Below are 17,270 nucleotides of genomic sequence, written 5' to 3' on the forward strand. Positions count from 1 at the left end.
CTTTTTTATGAGACCGAGGTGTTTATACCATCGGTTTAGTACCTTTACCGCTGCTACTATCGCGACGCCAGAGGCTGGTGATCCGCGCTGAGCGTACGATGAGCCAAGTGAGTCCAAACAATGCCACAGCAAGTCCGAAAGCGAGCAACCGGCTGTAGGTGCTTGAAGAATAGATACCACCATTACCGACGGGTACCGGCTCGGGCGGCATCAGTGGAAGTCCGTAGCGTTCCGCCATTTTCTTAATGCCGATAAAATGAATGCCTGGGATATTCTCTTGTAAGAAGTAGCCCATCACTGTATCCACCGCGTATGCACGAGCAGGTGCGTCATACTGTAGTCCTGACTTAAACATATCATCGATACCTGGAGGACCTACGATAGTTGCACCACCACCGACGTTGACGAACGCTTTGTAGTTACGATCGGATGAGTATTCACGGAAAATCGCGATACGGTCGGCCACCGCTTCTTGGTAGTTCGCCGGCTCAATAATCGGCAAGCCAGCGCGCTCAATCGTTTGACGAATCGATTGAATACCGACTTGTGGAATACCAATGCCGCGGTCCTCGATACCGCCAATCGAGGCATACTTAGGTTCGAACGAAATCACGCCGGCTTTGTTGAGTTCACGTGCCATGTCCAACCATAAGAAACCGGGTACGTTAGCCCCCCACTGCGATGAAGAGGCCGAAGCGATAATAATCGGCTCCGCTTCCATGGCTTCTAATGCAGAATACACGGCAAGATTAAGAGCAGGGAAAGAGCCAGAGACCGTTACCGCGACTAAGTCACCTTTTTCAACGCCTGCTTTAGCTAATAGTTTAACCGCCACGGCTGCCCAGTTGGGGTTCACTGTGGTCTGTTTAGACTCGCGTCCACCGTGGTTGGTCGTGACGATGCTGTTATCGAGACCGACAAAGCCCGAGCGCTGAGGGTCGAACTCTGGATTAATCGGCTCCTTTTCAGCGCGCAAGGGACGGATAACTTCCATTCCTTGGCGCATAATTTTTGCAGCCGTTACCATGGTGGCATAGTTTTCGTCCACGATTGGATCGGTTTCTTTAACGTTTTCGACGGCGAGTAAAGCAATTAATGCCGCGATCATTAATACGATGAGTCCCCAGGCTGGCACACCTGAAGAACGCCAATAAATCTTAGTAAAACTACTCATTTGGGATTCTCCTTACCAGCCAGGCATGTGGAAGGCGCTGCTTGCTTCATACATCTGCAACGCTTCAGGCATGATGACAATCAGTGCGAGGCGCACCAATACGGCGGTGACGGCCAAGCCGCACAGCGTCTGCAGAACACCTTGGCGTTCAAACCAGATCGCTATCAGACCGGGAATAATATAGCCGATAATATTGCTCGACATGACGGCCATCATAAAGGATGACTCCAGTGTTGCGACTTGTGCTTGTGCATCGTCGCCCCCCGCAACCATTTGTAAGTCGACCCAGTTAACCAAACTGCCGAGGAACAAATCCATCAAGCCTGCGATGAGATAGCCAGTCAGGATCATAATGATCGTTTGTCGACGTCCATAGATAATGGCAAAACTGGATATTACGCGCACAATCAAGAACGTGAGTAAGGCGGCGACGAGCGTAATCACCAGACTCATGGGTTCGGTCAGTTGCAGGGCAACATAACCAGGAACAACGAGGCCACCTGCGGCGAGTCCGAGCGTTTGTGTGAGCAATAAGGTAAAGAATAATCCGATGCCAATGGCAACGGCTAAAATATTTAATGCGATCACAGGTCTTCCTCCTTCAAGGAACGGTTTTGGAAGAACCGAGCGACTTCTTCGCCGCCACCATGAATGTTACACATGCCGACAACGAGTGCACTGTTGCCAGCTTCTTCCAGCAAGGTTTCGGTAATATCAGTAATGGCTGCGTTCTCCATTACGAGAATTTTTTCTGGGTCGAGTCCGTATTTCACTGCGGCGCGAACAAAAATAAAGGTGCCCGATCCCATTAGGATATAGCGGTCAGCTTGGGTCCACTCAACAGCCGCTTCAGCCATTTGCTGAGAACGGTGCGGACGGTCGGCACGACAGTTGATTAATACGATACGTCTGCGCTCATTACCGTGCTTTTCCAACATGTTTTCCCAAATTTTACCGGTCGACTCGGGATCGTTTGCTGCAAATGCATTAACGAAAACAATTTCGCGACGGAAATAATTTACGTGAAGTACTTGCATAGCACCGGCTTCGGGTTCGAGTCCAATCATGCCTTGCAACGCCTGCTCTCGCTCAACACCTAAGTGCTCGCAAACTTTTAATGCTAACGCCACATTCTCAGCGTGTTCAGAATATTTAAATTGCTTGAGAATATCGTCGCTGATGGCCTCGACCTCTTGTTCAGTGACGCCGTGTAGCTGGCTGTTGCGGTCTTTGGTCGAGTGCTCGAAAACACCCAGTAAATCGCGTTCCGCGGTAAAGAGGTTACCCTTGACAGGCGTGCTACCTGCTAATGCTAGAGCCACATCCTCTTCGCCCGGACCCATGACATCAAGGTGGTCGGCGCGCGCATTGGTGATGACGCCCACGTTGGAGCGCACCATACGCAGTTCGCTGAGCGATTGGTAATGCGGCTGCAGTGCCATACATTCCATCACTACAATTTCGGGTTTAAGTGAGGCCATGCGTTTGAGCGTACGCATTTGCTCAATAATGTTGGCACCGCTAATGCGGTAGATGGGAAACTCTCTTCCTTGAGGGTCAGTGATAGCGGCTGCAGAGCCGGTGGTTTTAGCGCAAATACGCTTGCCACCTGATCTTAAGCCCGCTGCGATAAGCCGGGTGACACTGGTTTTGCCGCGGGTTCCATTAACATGCACTCGTACTGGAATTTTATCGACCAGTAATTTGTGCCGGAACGCTTCAAACGCCGCAGCAATAACCAGTAAAAGCCAGATCGCAGCGACAATTCCGAGCAGGGTGGGAATATCGTTCATCCAATATCCCTCGGCCCAATACTGTGACGAGAGTGTCTCTGCCATAATTTAAATAGCCTTTTAGGTTATGAATATACATACGAACGTGCATGTATATATTTAGCGAACTGCAAAGAAAAATACCAAGTATTTTAGTAATCTTTACAATTCGCTCGGCTATTTAAAACAGATCACTCGAAGGCGAATTAATTATTTAAAATAGGTTTTAAAACAGCTATTTCGCCATCAATTTGGGTCATTAATTTAAGGTCTAAAATATCCGCCATTAATGGATATATGTGAATATTTTCAAACCGATCGATAGTCACCCCGTTTTTAAACGCTGGACCCACTGCGACAAATAAGCCATCCATGTCACGATTGTTGTAATAACCATGCGTGCCACCGTCAGAGCGCTCTTCGACAGGTCGAGTTGCGAAACTCACAGGTGCATCAGTTGAAAGTACAATGGCGGGTTTACGTGGGCCATCACTGACATGTAATTGTTTAAGCTTATCATCGGTTTCAACGCGATAGCCAAGGTCGCTACCTTCCTCTAGCTGTGTTCGAAGTGCCGCAATATCATCAGCGCAGGTGTCTTCGTTAGCATAAATGAGATAGCGTGTTTGCGAATTGACGGTGGTAAACTTTTCTTCATCAATAGCTAAGTCATCTGGGTCGATCATGGCATCTGCTTTGATCGGCGCCATGCCGTGATCGGAAACCACAATTAAGTTAACTGAACCTTCGGTTTCGTTCTGAATACGCTGCCACAGTTGTCCTATCAGCTTATCGACTGCTTGAACTGCGCCTTTCGTTTGCTTCGAGTCGGGACCGAACTTGTGACCCATCGAATCAACGATTGAAAAGTAGCCTGTAATCATCCGAGGGCGGCTTTGTTCGGGCAGTTGTAACCATTGAATGATTTGATCAACTCGCTGCTGGTTAGGCGTGAAATTGCTGTAGGGATAGTAATAAGTGGGTGTGCGTCCGTTGATACGAGCGCCCGATTCAGGCCAGAAAAAAGTCGCTGATTTCACGCCTTGGAACTCAGCCAAATTCCAAATTGGTACGGTATGTAACCAAGTACCATCCTTTGCACCGTCGGCCATTTTGTAGCGTTGTTTGCGCTCAGTATCATAAAAATTATTATCAACGATACCGTGGTGTGATGGATACTGACCGGTGACTATGGAAAGATGGTTTGGAAACGTCTTAGATGGATAAACCGGCATGAGCCCCTTGGCGCGAACACCTTGCTCGGCTAAATGACTAAGATGCTCGGCGTGATGTTGCTCAATATAGTTGTAGCGAAAGCCATCAATAGAAATAAGCACAATAGTCTGTTGGTCAGCTTTTGCAAAGGCTGACGTCGCGGCTAATAAACCACTAAAAACTAATAGTAGTGAGGTAAGAAAACGTTGCATGGCAGATTCCCTGATTCGGTCTATTAGACCTTTTTAACAAACTCAGATTTCAATTTCATTGCACCTACACCGTCAATCTTGCAATCGATATCATGATCGCCATCGACTAAACGAATGTTTTTAACCTTAGTGCCGACCTTAACAACTAATGATGAACCTTTGACTTTAAGGTCTTTAATAACGGTGACGGTGTCGCCATCATTAAGTTCATTGCCATTGGCATCACGAATCACTTTATTGTCTTCATTGCTCTCGTCATGCGGTGACCATTCGTGTCCGCACTCAGGGCAGACTAATACGTTACCGTCTTCGTATGCGTATTCAGAAGCGCATTGTGGGCAAGCAGGCAATTGATCCATCGAGAGACTCCATCTTTAAAAAGCGCTCAGTTTACCTGAGTTTGCTTAACAGAACATTTGATTTAGACCAAAACCATGACAATTGCGGTCGTTACAAACGCTAGAATAATGTTTAGTACAACGCCTGTGCGCGCCATATCGCGGATGCTGATGCGATTAGACGCAAATACAATTGAGTTAGGTGGCGTTGCTACGGGCATGCAAAATGCACAGCTGCAAGCAATCACCGCTGGAATCATGAGTATCTCAATAGGCTGATTAATGGCCTGTGCGGTTGCTGCTAAAATGGGCATTAGAAGCGTTGCTGTGGCTGTGTTAGAGGTAAACTCGGTCATAAATGAAACCGCCAGCGTGAGTACCAGTATCAACAACCACAGTGGCCATTCTCCTAATACCGTTAAAGACTCGCCCATTAACGTGCCGAGACCACTTGCCATGACGCCTTTAGCGAGACAAATACCGCCCGCGAATAATAATAAAATACCCCATGGGATGTCTTTCGCTAGCGACCAATCGAGTAAGGTGGGTTGTTGCTTTTCTCCCGTTGGAATAATGAACATGGCCAGCGCACCCGCTAAAGCGACAGTCGCATCGTTCAGTGAGGGTAGCCCCAACAGACCTGTCCAGCCGCCAAACGGGGTGGTGCGCATCACCCACAGTAATACCACGACACCAAACACAGTCAGCACGCGTCTCTCATAAGCTGACATTTTATCTTGTTGGGGTAATTGTAATGGCATGCTCAAATGAACGTTACGAGTGAGATACCAAGCCATTAATGGAATGCTGATAACCATCATGGGTATGCCAATACCTAGCCAACGCGTGAAGTCGAAGCCTTGCCCTGAGATATTCTCATATATTGAGGCAAATATAAGATTAGGTGGGGTGCCCACTAAGGTGGCAATGCCACCCACCGACCCTGAATAGGCAAGACCTAATAATAGGGCTTTTTGGAATGGCTTGTTGTCGGTGGCATCTGCAAGTGCCAATGCCACGGGGAGCAAAGCTAATACACTCGCGGTGTTAGAGATCCACATCGAAAGGAAGGCGGTTGCACACATAAATGCAACGACGATGCGACGGCCACTGTCGGGTCCAATGAGCGCAATTAATGACAGTGCGAGACGCTTATGTACACCGCTGGCTTCAATGGCTTTTGCCATCATGAACGCCGCCATGAATAGCAGAATAATGTTATCGCCTAAGGCTGTCGCCGCCTCTTTAGGGTCGAGAACACCAATAACGGGTAGTAAAATAAAAGGTAGCAACGCTGTTATCGCCAGTGGAATACATTCAGAAACCCACCACCAAGCCACCCATATGACGATTGCTAGGGTCAGCGCCGCATCAAGCGGCATGTCTAAACTTCGTGTTACTATGACACTTAATAGGGCGGCAATAGGGCCGATAATTTTATGGGACATGAGCGACCTGTAGGCGTGTTCTTTTTATTGTAAGGAAGTGTAGCATGCGCGATATCGTAATCTTGCACGAAAATGAAGAATGGTTGAAGCCTCTATACGAAGCGTTCAAAGAACGTGGCGTTACACCTAAAAGTTGGTTTTTAGATGAAGGTGTTGTGCCGTTTCACAATCAGCCTGACGATGCGGTTTACTACAATCGAATGAGTGCGTCGTCACATACGCGGGGACATCGCTTCGCGCCTGAACTGACGAAACTGGTGTTAACTTGGTTAGAGAGCCAGAATCGTACCGTCGTGAATGGCTCGCAAGTGTTAGCGCTCGAGGTGTGTAAACTCTCGCAGTATGCCGCATTGCAACGTTCAGGCTTGTCGGTACCGCGCACTTTTGCAGCGGTGGGCAAAGCGCAACTCGTTGAAGCTGCGAGGCAATTTAACGATTGGCCTTTAATCGTTAAGCCTAACCGCGGAGGTAAAGGTCTCGGCGTACAAAAGTTCAATCAGCTTGATGAGTTGGTTGCTTACACAGAGAGTGCCGACTATGAGGAGCCGCTCGATGGCACCTGGTTAGTGCAACAATACATAAAAGCTAAATCACCGGTTATTACGCGGGCTGAATTCGTCGGTCAGAAGTTCGTTTACGCGGTGCAGGTTAATACTGAACAGGGTTTCGAATTGTGCCCAGCGGACGCTTGTGAGATTGCTGAAAAATTCAAAATTACCACACGTTTTAATGAGCATTCGGTTATTCACCAATTGGAAACGTTCTTACGTAGTAACGACATTGACGTGGCAGGCATTGAGTTTATTGAAAACAGTCAGGGTGAGCTGTTTGTTTATGATGTGAATACCAATACAAATTATAACCAAGACGCAGAGCAGCGTGCGCACGTTGCTAAAACTGGCATGGGTGCGTTGGCGGATTATTTAATCGCATTAGCCGGATAGAAAAATGACCGAGCTCTTGATGAGCTCGGTCGCTTGTTCTTTACCACTAAAATTTATAGTCGATACCCATCCAAACGGTCTGTGGTTTGTTCGGGCGAGCACCATCAGGTGTGCGTGCAACAATCGCTTGCTGGTCGAAGATATTCTCGACTTTTACATAGACGGATGTCTGCGTGTTAAGTTCGTAGCGGCTGACTGCATCGGTAACGAATAGAGACTCTGTTTCGTTAAACGCCGCAGTGCTGTTGTTACAGCCTACGCTGACACACATAGAATCAATATATTTAAAGTTGAGGTAGTTAACCCAACCGGCATTGTTATCAAGGCTAATACGAACGTTTGCCGTGTGCTCTGGAATGTCGTTTAGCCGATCGCCGTCCATCAGCCCCGAGACTGCATTATCTTTACTGATCTCACCTTGAGTGTAGGTGTAAGCAATATCAACCGGAATCAAAAACTTGCCCGCAGCAAAGGTGTGTTGCGCTTGGAACTCTAAACCTTGCACAACCGATTCGCCAAGTACATAAGTACCTGATTCAGCACCGTTATCACATGGTGTAGCGATAGAGCACAACTGGGTGGTGTCGCTAAAGTCGCTATAGAATGCAATGGCTTCGACAAAAGTATTTTGTTGTTGATAGCGTAGGCCGGCTTCGTAGTTGATACTCGTTTCTGGCTCTTGGTTTTCTGTTGCACCGCCACCGAGTGGTGAAAAGCCTTTGTGGATGCCCGCAAGCACCTGCCATGAGTCGCTTAAGTCGTAGGTAAACGATGCGCCGGGTAGCCACTCATCGCTTGAGTTGGAACGGAATGCTGGCGCAGTAGTACGTGCAGCCTCATCGTACTGGTTACGGAATGATGACACATCTTCATAACGCAAGGCTAAATTAACTTTTAGCGCTTGGTTAACTTGCCAACTATCGGTCACCCAGAGGCTGGTTGCATCGGCACCTTCAATACGGTTATTGCTACCGGAAGGGCTGACCGTGGATTGATAGACTAAGCTGCCGTTGATTTGGTCGAAGATCTCCACAGGTTGAAAGCGATCCATTTCATCCGTGTGGTCGCGCCCACCGACTTCAAGTGCATGCGCGCCAAGTTGCCACTGTGCATTGAGCTCAATGCCATAGCTTTCATAAGCGCGGTTATTATGTTTGTATTCAAGGTCGAAGGCATCTTCGGTACCGTCAAGAATACCTTGTGCTAGCATGTCGCCTTGGTTCGCGGCACTAACATACGACCCACCACCGTTGAGCTTAAACCAGTCACGTTTGAATTCGTTACGATATGCGACAGCATTGAGCGTAACATCACTGTTTACATCAAAGCCGTAAGCCAAGCTAAAGCCTTTATGGCTGTTGTCCATTTGGTCAATCGATGAGATGCCGTAACGACGATTTGGTGTCTTCGCGAAATCGGCATCGGTTAGGCCAAGATAGGTCTCGTTAGAGATTTCTTCTGAGTACTGCGCCTTGAAAAGCAGGTGGTGTGGTCCTTGATCAAAGCTCAGCTTTGCGGTGTAGTCTTGAATATCATAGCCGCTGTCGCCATGACTGCGATCAATGGCTTTAAAACCATTACTCTCGCGTTGCACTGTCTCAAGTAAGAAGCCCCAAGCGCCTTGCGTGCCACCGACATAAGCATGAATATCGTTACTGCTGAACTCACCCCATTGTGCTAATACCTGACCTGAAATAGCTTGTTCAGGAATGGGAGTAGATACCAGGTTAAGCACGCCGCCCGTTGTTTGAGGGCCGTAACGCAGTAATGGTGCCCCTTTCAGTACTTCAACAGAGGCCATGCGCATAGTGGTTGGGAAATAATACGCTGCTGGGTTTGAATAAGGGGCTGGCGCCATCATCACACCATCTTCTAATAGTGTGACTTTACTTACCCGCCCCGCATTTGCGGCGCGAATACCGATGTTTGGACGTAGCCCGAAGCCGTCTTCTTCTAACACGTAAACGCCCGGAAGGGTTTTCATTAACTGGTTAATATCGGTGGGTACTTCAACGCGCATTTGTTCTTCATCTATCACGGCTGATGAGCCTGCAATCTGACGCGCTTGTTCGGTTGAGCCAATAATTTTTATTGTTTCGATCTCAGTATTCTCTTCCGCGATTACCAGCGGGCTACTTAGCAAGCTTGCGATAGCTAATGCGATCGGGGCTTTATTCATGGTTTATCTCCACACGTTATTTTGATGCGGCAGATAGTAATTAAAATACGAATAATTCGCAATTAAAAATTAAGAATTTATTAACTCTTTATTTAGCAAAGGTGCATTTAATGTAAACGCGCAGTTAATTGCTTGAGCTTTTAACCTGGCGCGGTATGCTGACAATCAACGTTTTATATTAATTTTGTTGGGTTGATTATGTTGCGGTTTGCAGTCGTTATTTTTCTGACTAGTGTCATTGTCGCCGGGTGCTCGTCTTCTTCGCAACGAGATATGAGCCAAGAGCAGGTGTTTATTTGTGGCGCTTATACGGTGTATACCGAGTGGCAGAATGAGCAACTTAAAGTACGCTTTGGTGATCGTCATGACACATTGAAGCAGCAGCGCGTGGCATCGGGCGCTAAATTTGTTTCTGATGATGGTGAAAGTAGCTTCTGGAATAAAGGCAATATGGCCACATTTATCTGGCGGGGCGAGTCACTTCCTGAGTGCCGAGCTGCTGACTCCCTTCCCAAAGCGTTTTCAGCATCCGGAAATGAACCATTTTGGGCATTATCGCTAGAGGGGCAAGAGCTCGAAGTAAGTACGCCAGAAAAAGAGTGGATTGCTTCAGTGACATCTGTTCAGCCTTTGCTTGAAAACGGCACCGTATCACAGTGGCGACTCGCGACCGCGAACGGTGATCAAGTAGATATTCGGTCCGAGGTGTGTCGGGACACGATGAGCGGTATGGTCTATCCTTTTTCTGTGAGTTACTCCGGACAGTTTGACGGTGTCGGGTGTGGTGGTGAGACACTGAGCTTATTACAAGGACCTAAGTGGATTTTGACCGAAACCAATGCATCGATGACACCATCATCTAATATGTACATTCAATTTTTAGCCGATGGCAAGCTAGTGGGGTCTGATGGGTGTAATCGTCGTTTTGGACAATATCAGTTTGGTAGCGAAATGATTCATTTAAAGTGGGTAGGCAGTACACGTCGTGCCTGCTCGGAATCCATTATGCAGGATGCAACCACCTTTGCCGAAGCTGTTAATAATGTACGGTCAATTAGCTTTGAAGATAATCGGCTCATTATAGAAAGTCGTAACGGGACCCAATTAAAGCTAAAAAATGAGAAGCCTTAGGAAATCGCGTGCAACTAAAGAAATACACAGATTATGGATTACGGGTACTGATTTACTTGGCGGCAGCAGAGTCCGATGAGCGAGCAACGATAAACGATTTAAGTAGCGTATTCTCGGTATCTAAAAATCATTTAAATAAAGTGGTTCACCACTTGGGTAAGCTTGGTCTGATAAAGACGTGGCGAGGCAAAGGCGGCGGCTTTTCACTCGCCGTGGATGCCCGTCACACACGTTTGGATACGGTTATCCGCCAGCTTGAAGGGGATGAAGACTGGATTGATTGTCTGAACCCAACTTGTAAGATTTACTCAGTATGTGATTTGAAGGGAATTATCCACGCAGGTAAAGAGCAGTTCTATAGTTACCTTGCTAAATACACCATTGCTTCGTTGGTTGAAAGACCCGAGGAAATAAAAGTGCGTTGGCACATAGACACTCAGGAGTTGAACGATGAATCATAGAATAGCGCTTGGGTTGGTGTTAGCAGTCTGTAGTTCTGCTGCGCAGGCAGATGGCTGGTTACATTGCGGTAACCTATTTGATAGCGAACAAGGTAAGTTGGTTGGCGAACGCTATGTTCACTTTAATGCAAATAAAATCCTTGCCGTGACGTCTGATAAACCTGCAGCAGACAGTGTTGATCTCAGTGATAAAACCTGTCTCCCAGGGTTAACTGATTTGCACGTTCATTTGGATGGCCAGTCGGGGCCGGGCGCCTATCTGAATCGTTTTACCGAAGGCCCCGCCGATCTTGCGTACACTGCTCAAAATTACGGTATGAAGACCTTGCTAGCGGGTTTTACTACGGTGCGTAATCCAGGCGACTCCTATAATGTGACGCTCGCTTTACGAGATGCGATCAAGGCGGGCAAGGTTAAAGGGCCACGTATCTATAGTGCTGGAAAATCACTTGCGACCACTGGCGGTCATGCTGATCCCACCAACGGTGTGAGACCCGATTTGATGGGAGAACCCGGTCCTAAGCAGGGGGTTGTAAATAGTCCATCGGATATAAAGGAAGCGATTCGTCAGCATTACAAGGATGGCGCTGACTTTATAAAAATCACGGCTACCGGAGGCGTGTTAAGTATGGCTTCAAGTGGTGAGAATCCTCAGTTTACTGATGAAGAGCTTGAAGCATTGGTCGCGATTGCGGATGACTATAATTTCCACATCGCTGCGCACGCGCATGGCAAAAGCGGTATGTTGCGTGCCGTCAATGCGGGTATCGATACCATTGAGCACGGCACTTATATGGATGATGAGGTGATCGCAGCGATGAAGGCTAATGGAACTTACTTAGTGCCTACGATTATGGCGGGTAAGTTCGTTGCTGAAAAAGCAAAGATCGACGGCTACTTCCCGGCTGTGGTTAAACCCAAAGCACTTGCAATTGGACCTAAAATTCAAGATACCTTTGCCAAAGCTTATAAAGCCGGTGTGAAAATTGGTTTTGGCACTGACAGCGGTGTATCAGCGCACGGCGATAATGCTAAAGAATTTGAGTACATGGTTGAGGCGGGAATGCCTGCGAATCAAGCCATTCAAGCGGCGACAATTGCCGCCTCAGATATTCTAAGAGACCCGCGTTTAGGTCGTATTAAAAGCGGTTCATACGCGGATATCATTGCCGTGGATGGTAATCCGCTTGAAGACATTACGGAGCTACAGCGAGTGACCTTTGTTATGAAGGATGGTGAAATTCACAAGCAATAATGAGCAGTAACTACGAAGGGAAGCGAATCTTCCCTTCGAGTTGTACTTGCGTATTATCGTTGTTTCGGACTTCGTAACCTTCCGATGATTCAGTGTTGCGCCATAAACGTATACGCGCAGGTAGAATGACAGGGCGTTTAAATGTCACATCAATATAATTAGCGCTTTTTCCCTCGATGCGTTCAAGGTCGGCTTGCGCTCTTGCCATCATATACATCCCGTGAATAATGGGCTTATTAAAACCAAACCAACGCGATGTAAATGGGTGTAGATGGATGGGGTTAAAGTCACCCGAAACACGAGCATAGCGTCGGCCGAGGCCCGAGCCTAATTGCCAGTGATGTAAGTAGGTCCAATCTGGCTTTTCGATCTTCGTCTCAGGCTTCTTAGCGCGAGGAGCTTCTTTGCCTTGTGCTTTCATGACCTGGTACGTACTCTCGCACCGCACAACTTCTTGACCATCTTGAAAGAAGCTGACTTCAAATTTAGGACGTAACCGACGCGGAGATACTTGCGGACCACGAGCCGGAACGTTGACGGATGCTTTGATATAAAAAGGTTGATCGGTCTTTATGTTGCCTAACTGCTCTAATCGATTGTTTAAATGCACCAAACCCGGGGCTGGCCAAGGAAAACGTTTATCGAGCATCTGGGCTAAATGGGTTCTTTGCGCTAAGCAATAGAAAAGCGATAGCGGTATATCACTGACAAAGCCACCAAACATAGTTTTATAGGCGCTTATTCGCTTGCTAGAGAGGGCTTCTAAACTATACTCATGCTCGATTTTATCCGCTTCTGCTTCGCTATTGTCGTTACGTAGCAAGGTGAGTAACGAACGTGCGAGCATGCCGGGCATTGCTGGGAGCGTTGTTGGTGAATGCATGACACCATCCATATTAGTTATTTACCCTCGTCGTGATGTGGCTACCATATTGACCTTTATGAACATCGATGCGCATATCAATACGTTCTTTTAATTCTCGCACATGGGAGATGATTCCGACACTCCGACCACTGGCTCTTAGATTGGCGAGCACATCGATAGCGGCATCTAATGCTTGCTCATCAAGACTGCCGAAGCCCTCATCAACAAACAACATATCGAGTCTAATTCCGCCCGAATACTGCTGAACCACTTCGGAGAGTCCGAGCGCCAATGCGAGTGCTGCTTGGAAGCTCTCGCCACCGGAAAGTGTCTTAGTGGAGCGTTGGATGCCCGTGTAAGCGTCCGTCACCGCGAGGTTCAAACCGCTTGCGGAGCGAGCGTCATTGACTTCGTTTTCGCGCACTAATAGATACCGATGGTGCGTCATTTGTGCTAAATGCTTCGATGCAACAATTAGTATATCATCTAGTAGAACACTTAATATAAATCGGTGCAAACTTAAACGTTGGTCGTTTTGTCCATTTGTCAGGTTTGCAAGTGTACCAATATTGGCATACTTAGCTTCTAGCTCTTTGTTCTGTGTTGCCAACTGACGTAACCGCTGCGCTGCCTTTTCGTTGTTAAATAATGCGCTTTGCTGCTGGTTAAATTGAGTCTGTTCCGACTCAAAATCTTTACGTAACTTTTCGAGTCGTAAGGTTAATTGCTCGGTATCAGCGGGTTGAATGTCATCGACATAGCGTTGTAGCTCTGCGATCATTGAACGCAGCTCGACCATACGTTGATTATGCTCCGCCACCGCTGAATTAAGTTGCTCAAGTTCAGGTTCACTGACGTGCGCCGACTGAAATTCGTTGTATGTGGCAAAGGGGCTACTGGCGAGCTGTGCTTGCCATGCTTTTTCAGCCGCTTCGAGCGCTTGCGCGAGTCGTTTGTTTTCTTCTACTTCGGCCTTTAATTGAGTGCGTGTCGCATGGTATTGCTCAGACTGCTGTTGCATCGCATGCTGTGCTTGCTCGAATTGCTTTTCAAGCTGACGCAGCTGCTGCTTAATTTGATCTATCCGTGGTTTAACTTCCGCAACATTGATATCACTTTGTTGCCAACGTTGATTTAAGTGTTCCAGGTCAGCATTTACGCGAGCATGCTGAGCTTTAACTTCAGTGTACTTAGCGCGACACTGTTCAAGTTGGTGTTCCAATTCACTGCGCTGTTGTTCCGCCTGATCGAGTTTGCTTTGAAGGGTTTGGCGGCGAGTTAATAGTTCTGCGCGTGTTCTTCGTTCGTCATTTAATTGGACTTGTTGTTGCTCAATCAATGCTTCCGATAAATCGGTGAATTCAGATAACTGCTGATTTAACTGACGTTCATGTTCATTTGCTTTCGTGAGTGCTGTTTGTTCATCATAAAACGCCTGCTCGGCAGCTCTATAGGTTGCTCGTGCGTGCTCAAGCTCATGCTGCGAAACTAATGCTGTTGTGTCTGATTGAGCGGGGTCCGGATGCTGTTTGCTGCCACACACAGGACAAGGTTGTTGCGGCTTAAGCTGGCTGGCAAGCAAGGGAGCTTGGCTTGCCAGCCAGCGTTGCTCGAGCTCGTTGGCGCGGTTATAAGCCTGTTGTTTGTCGTCCAGCCTTTTCTCTAACGCGTGCTGCAATTTAGCTTGGTCATTTTTAACTGTCGTCGCTTGCTCAGTGAGCTGTTGCTTTTTTAGCAGTTGCTTGCGTTGCTCAGACAATGCCTGCACACGAACTTCTAACTCAGGCAACTCATCAATTTTTGATTGCACCTGCAGTTGTTCTGATCGTAGCCGCTTAATATCTAACTGAACGGCATCATACGAAGCTCTTAGTTGTTTCCCCTCTTTTTCTTGCAACGCAAGCTTAGATTGATGTTGCTCGACTTGCTTTGTCAAACCTTCTAATTGTTCAACGGTTGGTAATAGCTCTTCTAATCGCTGGAGAGTCGTTCTAAGCGAATGATTCTGTTCAAGTTTCGTCTTAGCCTCTTGGAGACTCGTCTGAGCAACCTTTAGCGTCTTAGCTTGCTGTTGTTGTCTGGTTTCGAGCTGTAGTTGCTTTTCTTGACTTGTCTTGACGTGCTTCTCGTTTTGCTGCCATTCGTTATATGTCGGCAACAAGCGAATGGCAGCTTGAGCGGCTTTGATTTGCTGCTGTTTATAATCGATATCCGCTTGTTTGGCTTTTAATGCATCCTGTTGGTGTTTAGCGTGTTGTAAATCTTTGTATTTGGCGTTGCGCGTGTGTTGTTGCTTAAGTTGGTAATCGGTGTCGTTGATCTGTTGTTGAAGCTGGTTTAGAACAGTTTGCTTAGCTTCTAACTGCGGCTTTAGATCAGCGATGTGTTGCTCAAGCTGTGTTAGATCCTCACACTCGGAGCCGTCGAGGATATGCGCTTTTTGCTGTTCGAGTTGCTCAAAGCTCTTTTTGAGTTCGCTTGCTTGCTGCTTAAATAATTCTTCGTAGCGCTTGAATCGTTGAGTTTGGAACAGTTGCGACAGAATCGTTTCGCGCTCATTCGCATCGGCATTAAGTAGTTCGCGAAACTTGCCTTGTGGTAATACAACGACCTGACGGAATTGTTCAGCCCGCAAACCTAGCAACGTTTCTATGTGTTTATTCACTTCGGTAACTTTGCGCGTCTCGAGCGGCTGCCAATCCATCGCGTTCGGCAACTGATCGTTTGACCACTCCCCTTGCAACTGATACAGCGATGCCGTGGTACGTCGCTCCACTTTGCTGTTCCCACGCTGGCCGAGTATATGCTGTGTAGGCTGACGCATCACGCGATAGGTCTTTTCACCTACGGCAAAGATAAACTCAACTTCAGTGGCACAGTCGTCCGCTGCGTGGTCGCACCGCATTTGTTTGCCGATACGATCTTGCCCTGTAGTTTCTCCGTAAAGTGCAAAGCTGATGGCGTCGAGCAATGTTGTCTTCCCGGCACCGGTGGCTCCGTTGATTAAAAAGAGTGGGTGTTCACCCAGTAATGTAAAGTTTATCGACTGCTGCGTAGGGAAGGGACCAAATGCCTGCATTTTAAGAACGAGTGGTTTCAAGATTCTGACTCCTCTTGTTCAATCTGTTGGATCACCTGATTAATGCTGGCTTTTTGGTCCGCATTTAGGGGGGTACCATAGACTTCAGTAAAAAAGTCATGGATGAGTTCGCTATCCGCCTTTTTTAGTTGCTCCTGGCCACTTGTGTCTGATGCTTTACGGATGTGCTCAAGTTGCTCTTTGCGCAGTTGCATTAAGTTCGGATAATGGGCGCGTAGCTTTGCCATCGGATATAAGATTGCTTGCTTATCGGTCAATATTGCCTGGATAAAGTCGTTGCGCTGAGGATCGTGTTCCGCTTGAGCAATTAGCTCTGCTAGTGTGCCTTTGAGCACTCGCATATCCCGACTCGGCTTCAGAGAAATCTGTTGAATGTTTTGTACACCTTTCTCGTTAACATCGAGCAACGTAATGGACTTGCTTTGGTTGACCTCCGAAAAACTATATTTCATTAGCGATCCACTGTAACGAATATGTTCCATGCCTTTATGCTGAGGTTGGTGCAAATGACCCAACGCGGCATAATCAAAGTCCTTAAACAACTGCCAATCAACGCGATCGGCACCGCCTATCGATAGAGGACGCTCCGATTCTGATTCTGAGGCGCCATCTAAATAACAGTGACTTACAATCATATTCAGATGAGCGGGGTTTCGTTCTGCATTGATTCGGTCAACGATCATTTGGTGAGCCGTATTAAATTCTTTACAATCAGTATCTAGCCAGTTATTCACTTGTAGAGGGTCGTGAAAGGGGACGCACCAAATATCGATCGTGGTTGCCGAATCATTCAGTACGATGGGCTCCAAAGCTTGCGGTAATTCGGTGACTAAATGAAGGTTGGATTGCTTTAGTAAGGAGGTTGCGAATCCTAATCGCTCTGCGCCATCGTGATTTCCTGATATCGCAATAATCGTTTTCTGACGCGAGACTGCGACTTCTTCAATAAAGTCGTTAAATGCGCTAATCGCCGCTGAAGGAGGCACAGAACGGTCATAAATATCGCCTGCAATGATGACGGCGTCGACCGCTTGCTGGTCAATAATCTCCACTATTTGTTGGAGTAATTCAATTTGCTGCTCTAGTAACGACTGCTGGTGAAACAGGCGACCTAGATGCCAGTCTGAGGTGTGCAAAATCTTCATGATGATTAACTGAACGCCAAACAAAAAAGTC

At 47.3% G+C, this 17,270-nt stretch carries 14 protein-coding genes; 4 read left to right on the plus strand and 10 right to left on the minus strand.

Annotation, left to right across the window (positions count from 1 at the left end):
• Positions 1–22 precede the first annotated feature (22 nt).
• The 6 genes from pgsW to AC3AP5_RS12670 form a co-directional block, all read right to left on the minus strand.
• The gene (pgsW, locus tag AC3AP5_RS12645) at positions 23–1,174 is read right to left on the minus strand and encodes a poly-gamma-glutamate system protein (protein WP_272978145.1); all 1,152 of its coding nucleotides are present in this window, start codon (positions 1,172–1,174) and stop codon (positions 23–25) included.
• A gap of 12 nt (positions 1,175–1,186) precedes the next feature.
• A complete protein-coding gene (gene pgsC, locus AC3AP5_RS12650; RefSeq protein ID WP_006954481.1) occupies positions 1,187–1,762 on the minus strand; it encodes a poly-gamma-glutamate biosynthesis protein PgsC in 576 nt (191 codons plus the stop codon).
• Complete coding sequence (gene pgsB, locus AC3AP5_RS12655) at positions 1,759–3,012, minus strand: poly-gamma-glutamate synthase PgsB (protein WP_487326820.1); 1,254 nt, start codon at positions 3,010–3,012, stop codon at positions 1,759–1,761. The genes pgsC and pgsB overlap by 4 nt, the downstream gene beginning before the upstream one ends.
• A gap of 140 nt (positions 3,013–3,152) precedes the next feature.
• A complete protein-coding gene (locus AC3AP5_RS12660) occupies positions 3,153–4,373 on the minus strand; it encodes an alkaline phosphatase family protein (protein ID WP_286682126.1) in 1,221 nt (406 codons plus the stop codon).
• Between the two features lie 23 nt (positions 4,374–4,396).
• Entirely contained in the window at positions 4,397–4,732 is a 336-nt protein-coding gene (locus AC3AP5_RS12665) for a zinc ribbon domain-containing protein YjdM (RefSeq protein ID WP_272978148.1), read from the minus strand.
• A gap of 62 nt (positions 4,733–4,794) precedes the next feature.
• Positions 4,795–6,159 carry an SLC13 family permease gene (locus AC3AP5_RS12670; protein ID WP_286682125.1) on the minus strand — a complete coding sequence of 455 codons (1,365 nt, stop codon included), beginning with the start codon at positions 6,157–6,159 and terminating at the stop codon, positions 4,795–4,797.
• 44 nt (positions 6,160–6,203) lie between these two features.
• Between AC3AP5_RS12670 and AC3AP5_RS12675 the strand changes: the two genes are divergently transcribed.
• A complete protein-coding gene (locus AC3AP5_RS12675) occupies positions 6,204–7,103 on the plus strand; it encodes an ATP-grasp domain-containing protein (protein WP_487326821.1) in 900 nt (299 codons plus the stop codon).
• 46 nt (positions 7,104–7,149) lie between these two features.
• Here AC3AP5_RS12675 and AC3AP5_RS12680 read toward each other — a convergent pair whose 3' ends face one another.
• Entirely contained in the window at positions 7,150–9,282 is a 2,133-nt protein-coding gene (locus AC3AP5_RS12680) for a TonB-dependent receptor family protein (RefSeq protein ID WP_272978151.1), read from the minus strand.
• Positions 9,283–9,480: 198 nt separating this feature from the next.
• Here AC3AP5_RS12680 and AC3AP5_RS12685 point away from each other — a divergent pair, with 198 nt between their 5' ends.
• From AC3AP5_RS12685 to AC3AP5_RS12695, 3 genes are read left to right on the plus strand one after another with little or no spacing between them, the layout of a single operon-like run.
• Entirely contained in the window at positions 9,481–10,413 is a 933-nt protein-coding gene (locus AC3AP5_RS12685; protein WP_348671266.1) for an META domain-containing protein, read from the plus strand.
• An 8-nt stretch (positions 10,414–10,421) separates the two neighbouring features.
• Positions 10,422–10,874, plus strand: a complete 453-nt coding sequence (locus tag AC3AP5_RS12690; RefSeq protein WP_272978153.1) for an RrF2 family transcriptional regulator — start codon at positions 10,422–10,424, stop codon at positions 10,872–10,874.
• The gene (locus tag AC3AP5_RS12695) at positions 10,864–12,129 is read left to right on the plus strand and encodes a metal-dependent hydrolase family protein (protein WP_287830245.1); all 1,266 of its coding nucleotides are present in this window, start codon (positions 10,864–10,866) and stop codon (positions 12,127–12,129) included. The genes AC3AP5_RS12690 and AC3AP5_RS12695 overlap by 11 nt, the downstream gene beginning before the upstream one ends.
• Before the next feature lie 10 nt (positions 12,130–12,139).
• On the opposite strand, the gene AC3AP5_RS12700 is transcribed toward AC3AP5_RS12695, so the two are convergent.
• The 3 genes from AC3AP5_RS12700 to AC3AP5_RS12710 are packed head-to-tail and all read right to left on the minus strand — an operon-like array spanning position 12,140 to position 17,239.
• Entirely contained in the window at positions 12,140–13,012 is an 873-nt protein-coding gene (locus tag AC3AP5_RS12700; protein ID WP_286682122.1) for a MaoC family dehydratase, read from the minus strand.
• A gap of 13 nt (positions 13,013–13,025) precedes the next feature.
• Entirely contained in the window at positions 13,026–16,094 is a 3,069-nt protein-coding gene (locus AC3AP5_RS12705; RefSeq protein WP_487326822.1) for an AAA family ATPase, read from the minus strand.
• Positions 16,091–17,239, minus strand: a complete 1,149-nt coding sequence (locus tag AC3AP5_RS12710; RefSeq protein ID WP_006954454.1) for an exonuclease SbcCD subunit D — start codon at positions 17,237–17,239, stop codon at positions 16,091–16,093. The genes AC3AP5_RS12705 and AC3AP5_RS12710 overlap by 4 nt, the downstream gene beginning before the upstream one ends.
• Positions 17,240–17,270 lie beyond the last annotated feature (31 nt).

Source organism: Idiomarina sp. D18 (assembly GCF_057748155.1).

Excerpts from the sequence above, each read along its gene's own strand:
- AC3AP5_RS12700 (WP_286682122.1), bottom strand. The coding sequence starts at position 13,012 with ATGCATTCACCAACAACGCTCCCAGCAATGCCCGGCATGCTCGCACGT.
- pgsW (WP_272978145.1), bottom strand. The coding sequence starts at position 1,174 with ATGAGTAGTTTTACTAAGATTTATTGGCGTTCTTCAGGTGTGCCAGCC.
- AC3AP5_RS12685 (WP_348671266.1), top strand. The coding sequence starts at position 9,481 with ATGTTGCGGTTTGCAGTCGTTATTTTTCTGACTAGTGTCATTGTCGCC.
- AC3AP5_RS12665 (WP_272978148.1), bottom strand. The coding sequence starts at position 4,732 with ATGGATCAATTGCCTGCTTGCCCACAATGCGCTTCTGAATACGCATAC.
- pgsB (WP_487326820.1), bottom strand. The coding sequence starts at position 3,012 with ATGGCAGAGACACTCTCGTCACAGTATTGGGCCGAGGGATATTGGATG.
- AC3AP5_RS12680 (WP_272978151.1), bottom strand. The coding sequence starts at position 9,282 with ATGAATAAAGCCCCGATCGCATTAGCTATCGCAAGCTTGCTAAGTAGC.
- AC3AP5_RS12695 (WP_287830245.1), top strand. The coding sequence starts at position 10,864 with ATGAATCATAGAATAGCGCTTGGGTTGGTGTTAGCAGTCTGTAGTTCT.
- AC3AP5_RS12675 (WP_487326821.1), top strand. The coding sequence starts at position 6,204 with ATGCGCGATATCGTAATCTTGCACGAAAATGAAGAATGGTTGAAGCCT.
- AC3AP5_RS12660 (WP_286682126.1), bottom strand. The coding sequence starts at position 4,373 with ATGCAACGTTTTCTTACCTCACTACTATTAGTTTTTAGTGGTTTATTA.
- AC3AP5_RS12710 (WP_006954454.1), bottom strand. The coding sequence starts at position 17,239 with ATGAAGATTTTGCACACCTCAGACTGGCATCTAGGTCGCCTGTTTCAC.
- AC3AP5_RS12670 (WP_286682125.1), bottom strand. The coding sequence starts at position 6,159 with ATGTCCCATAAAATTATCGGCCCTATTGCCGCCCTATTAAGTGTCATA.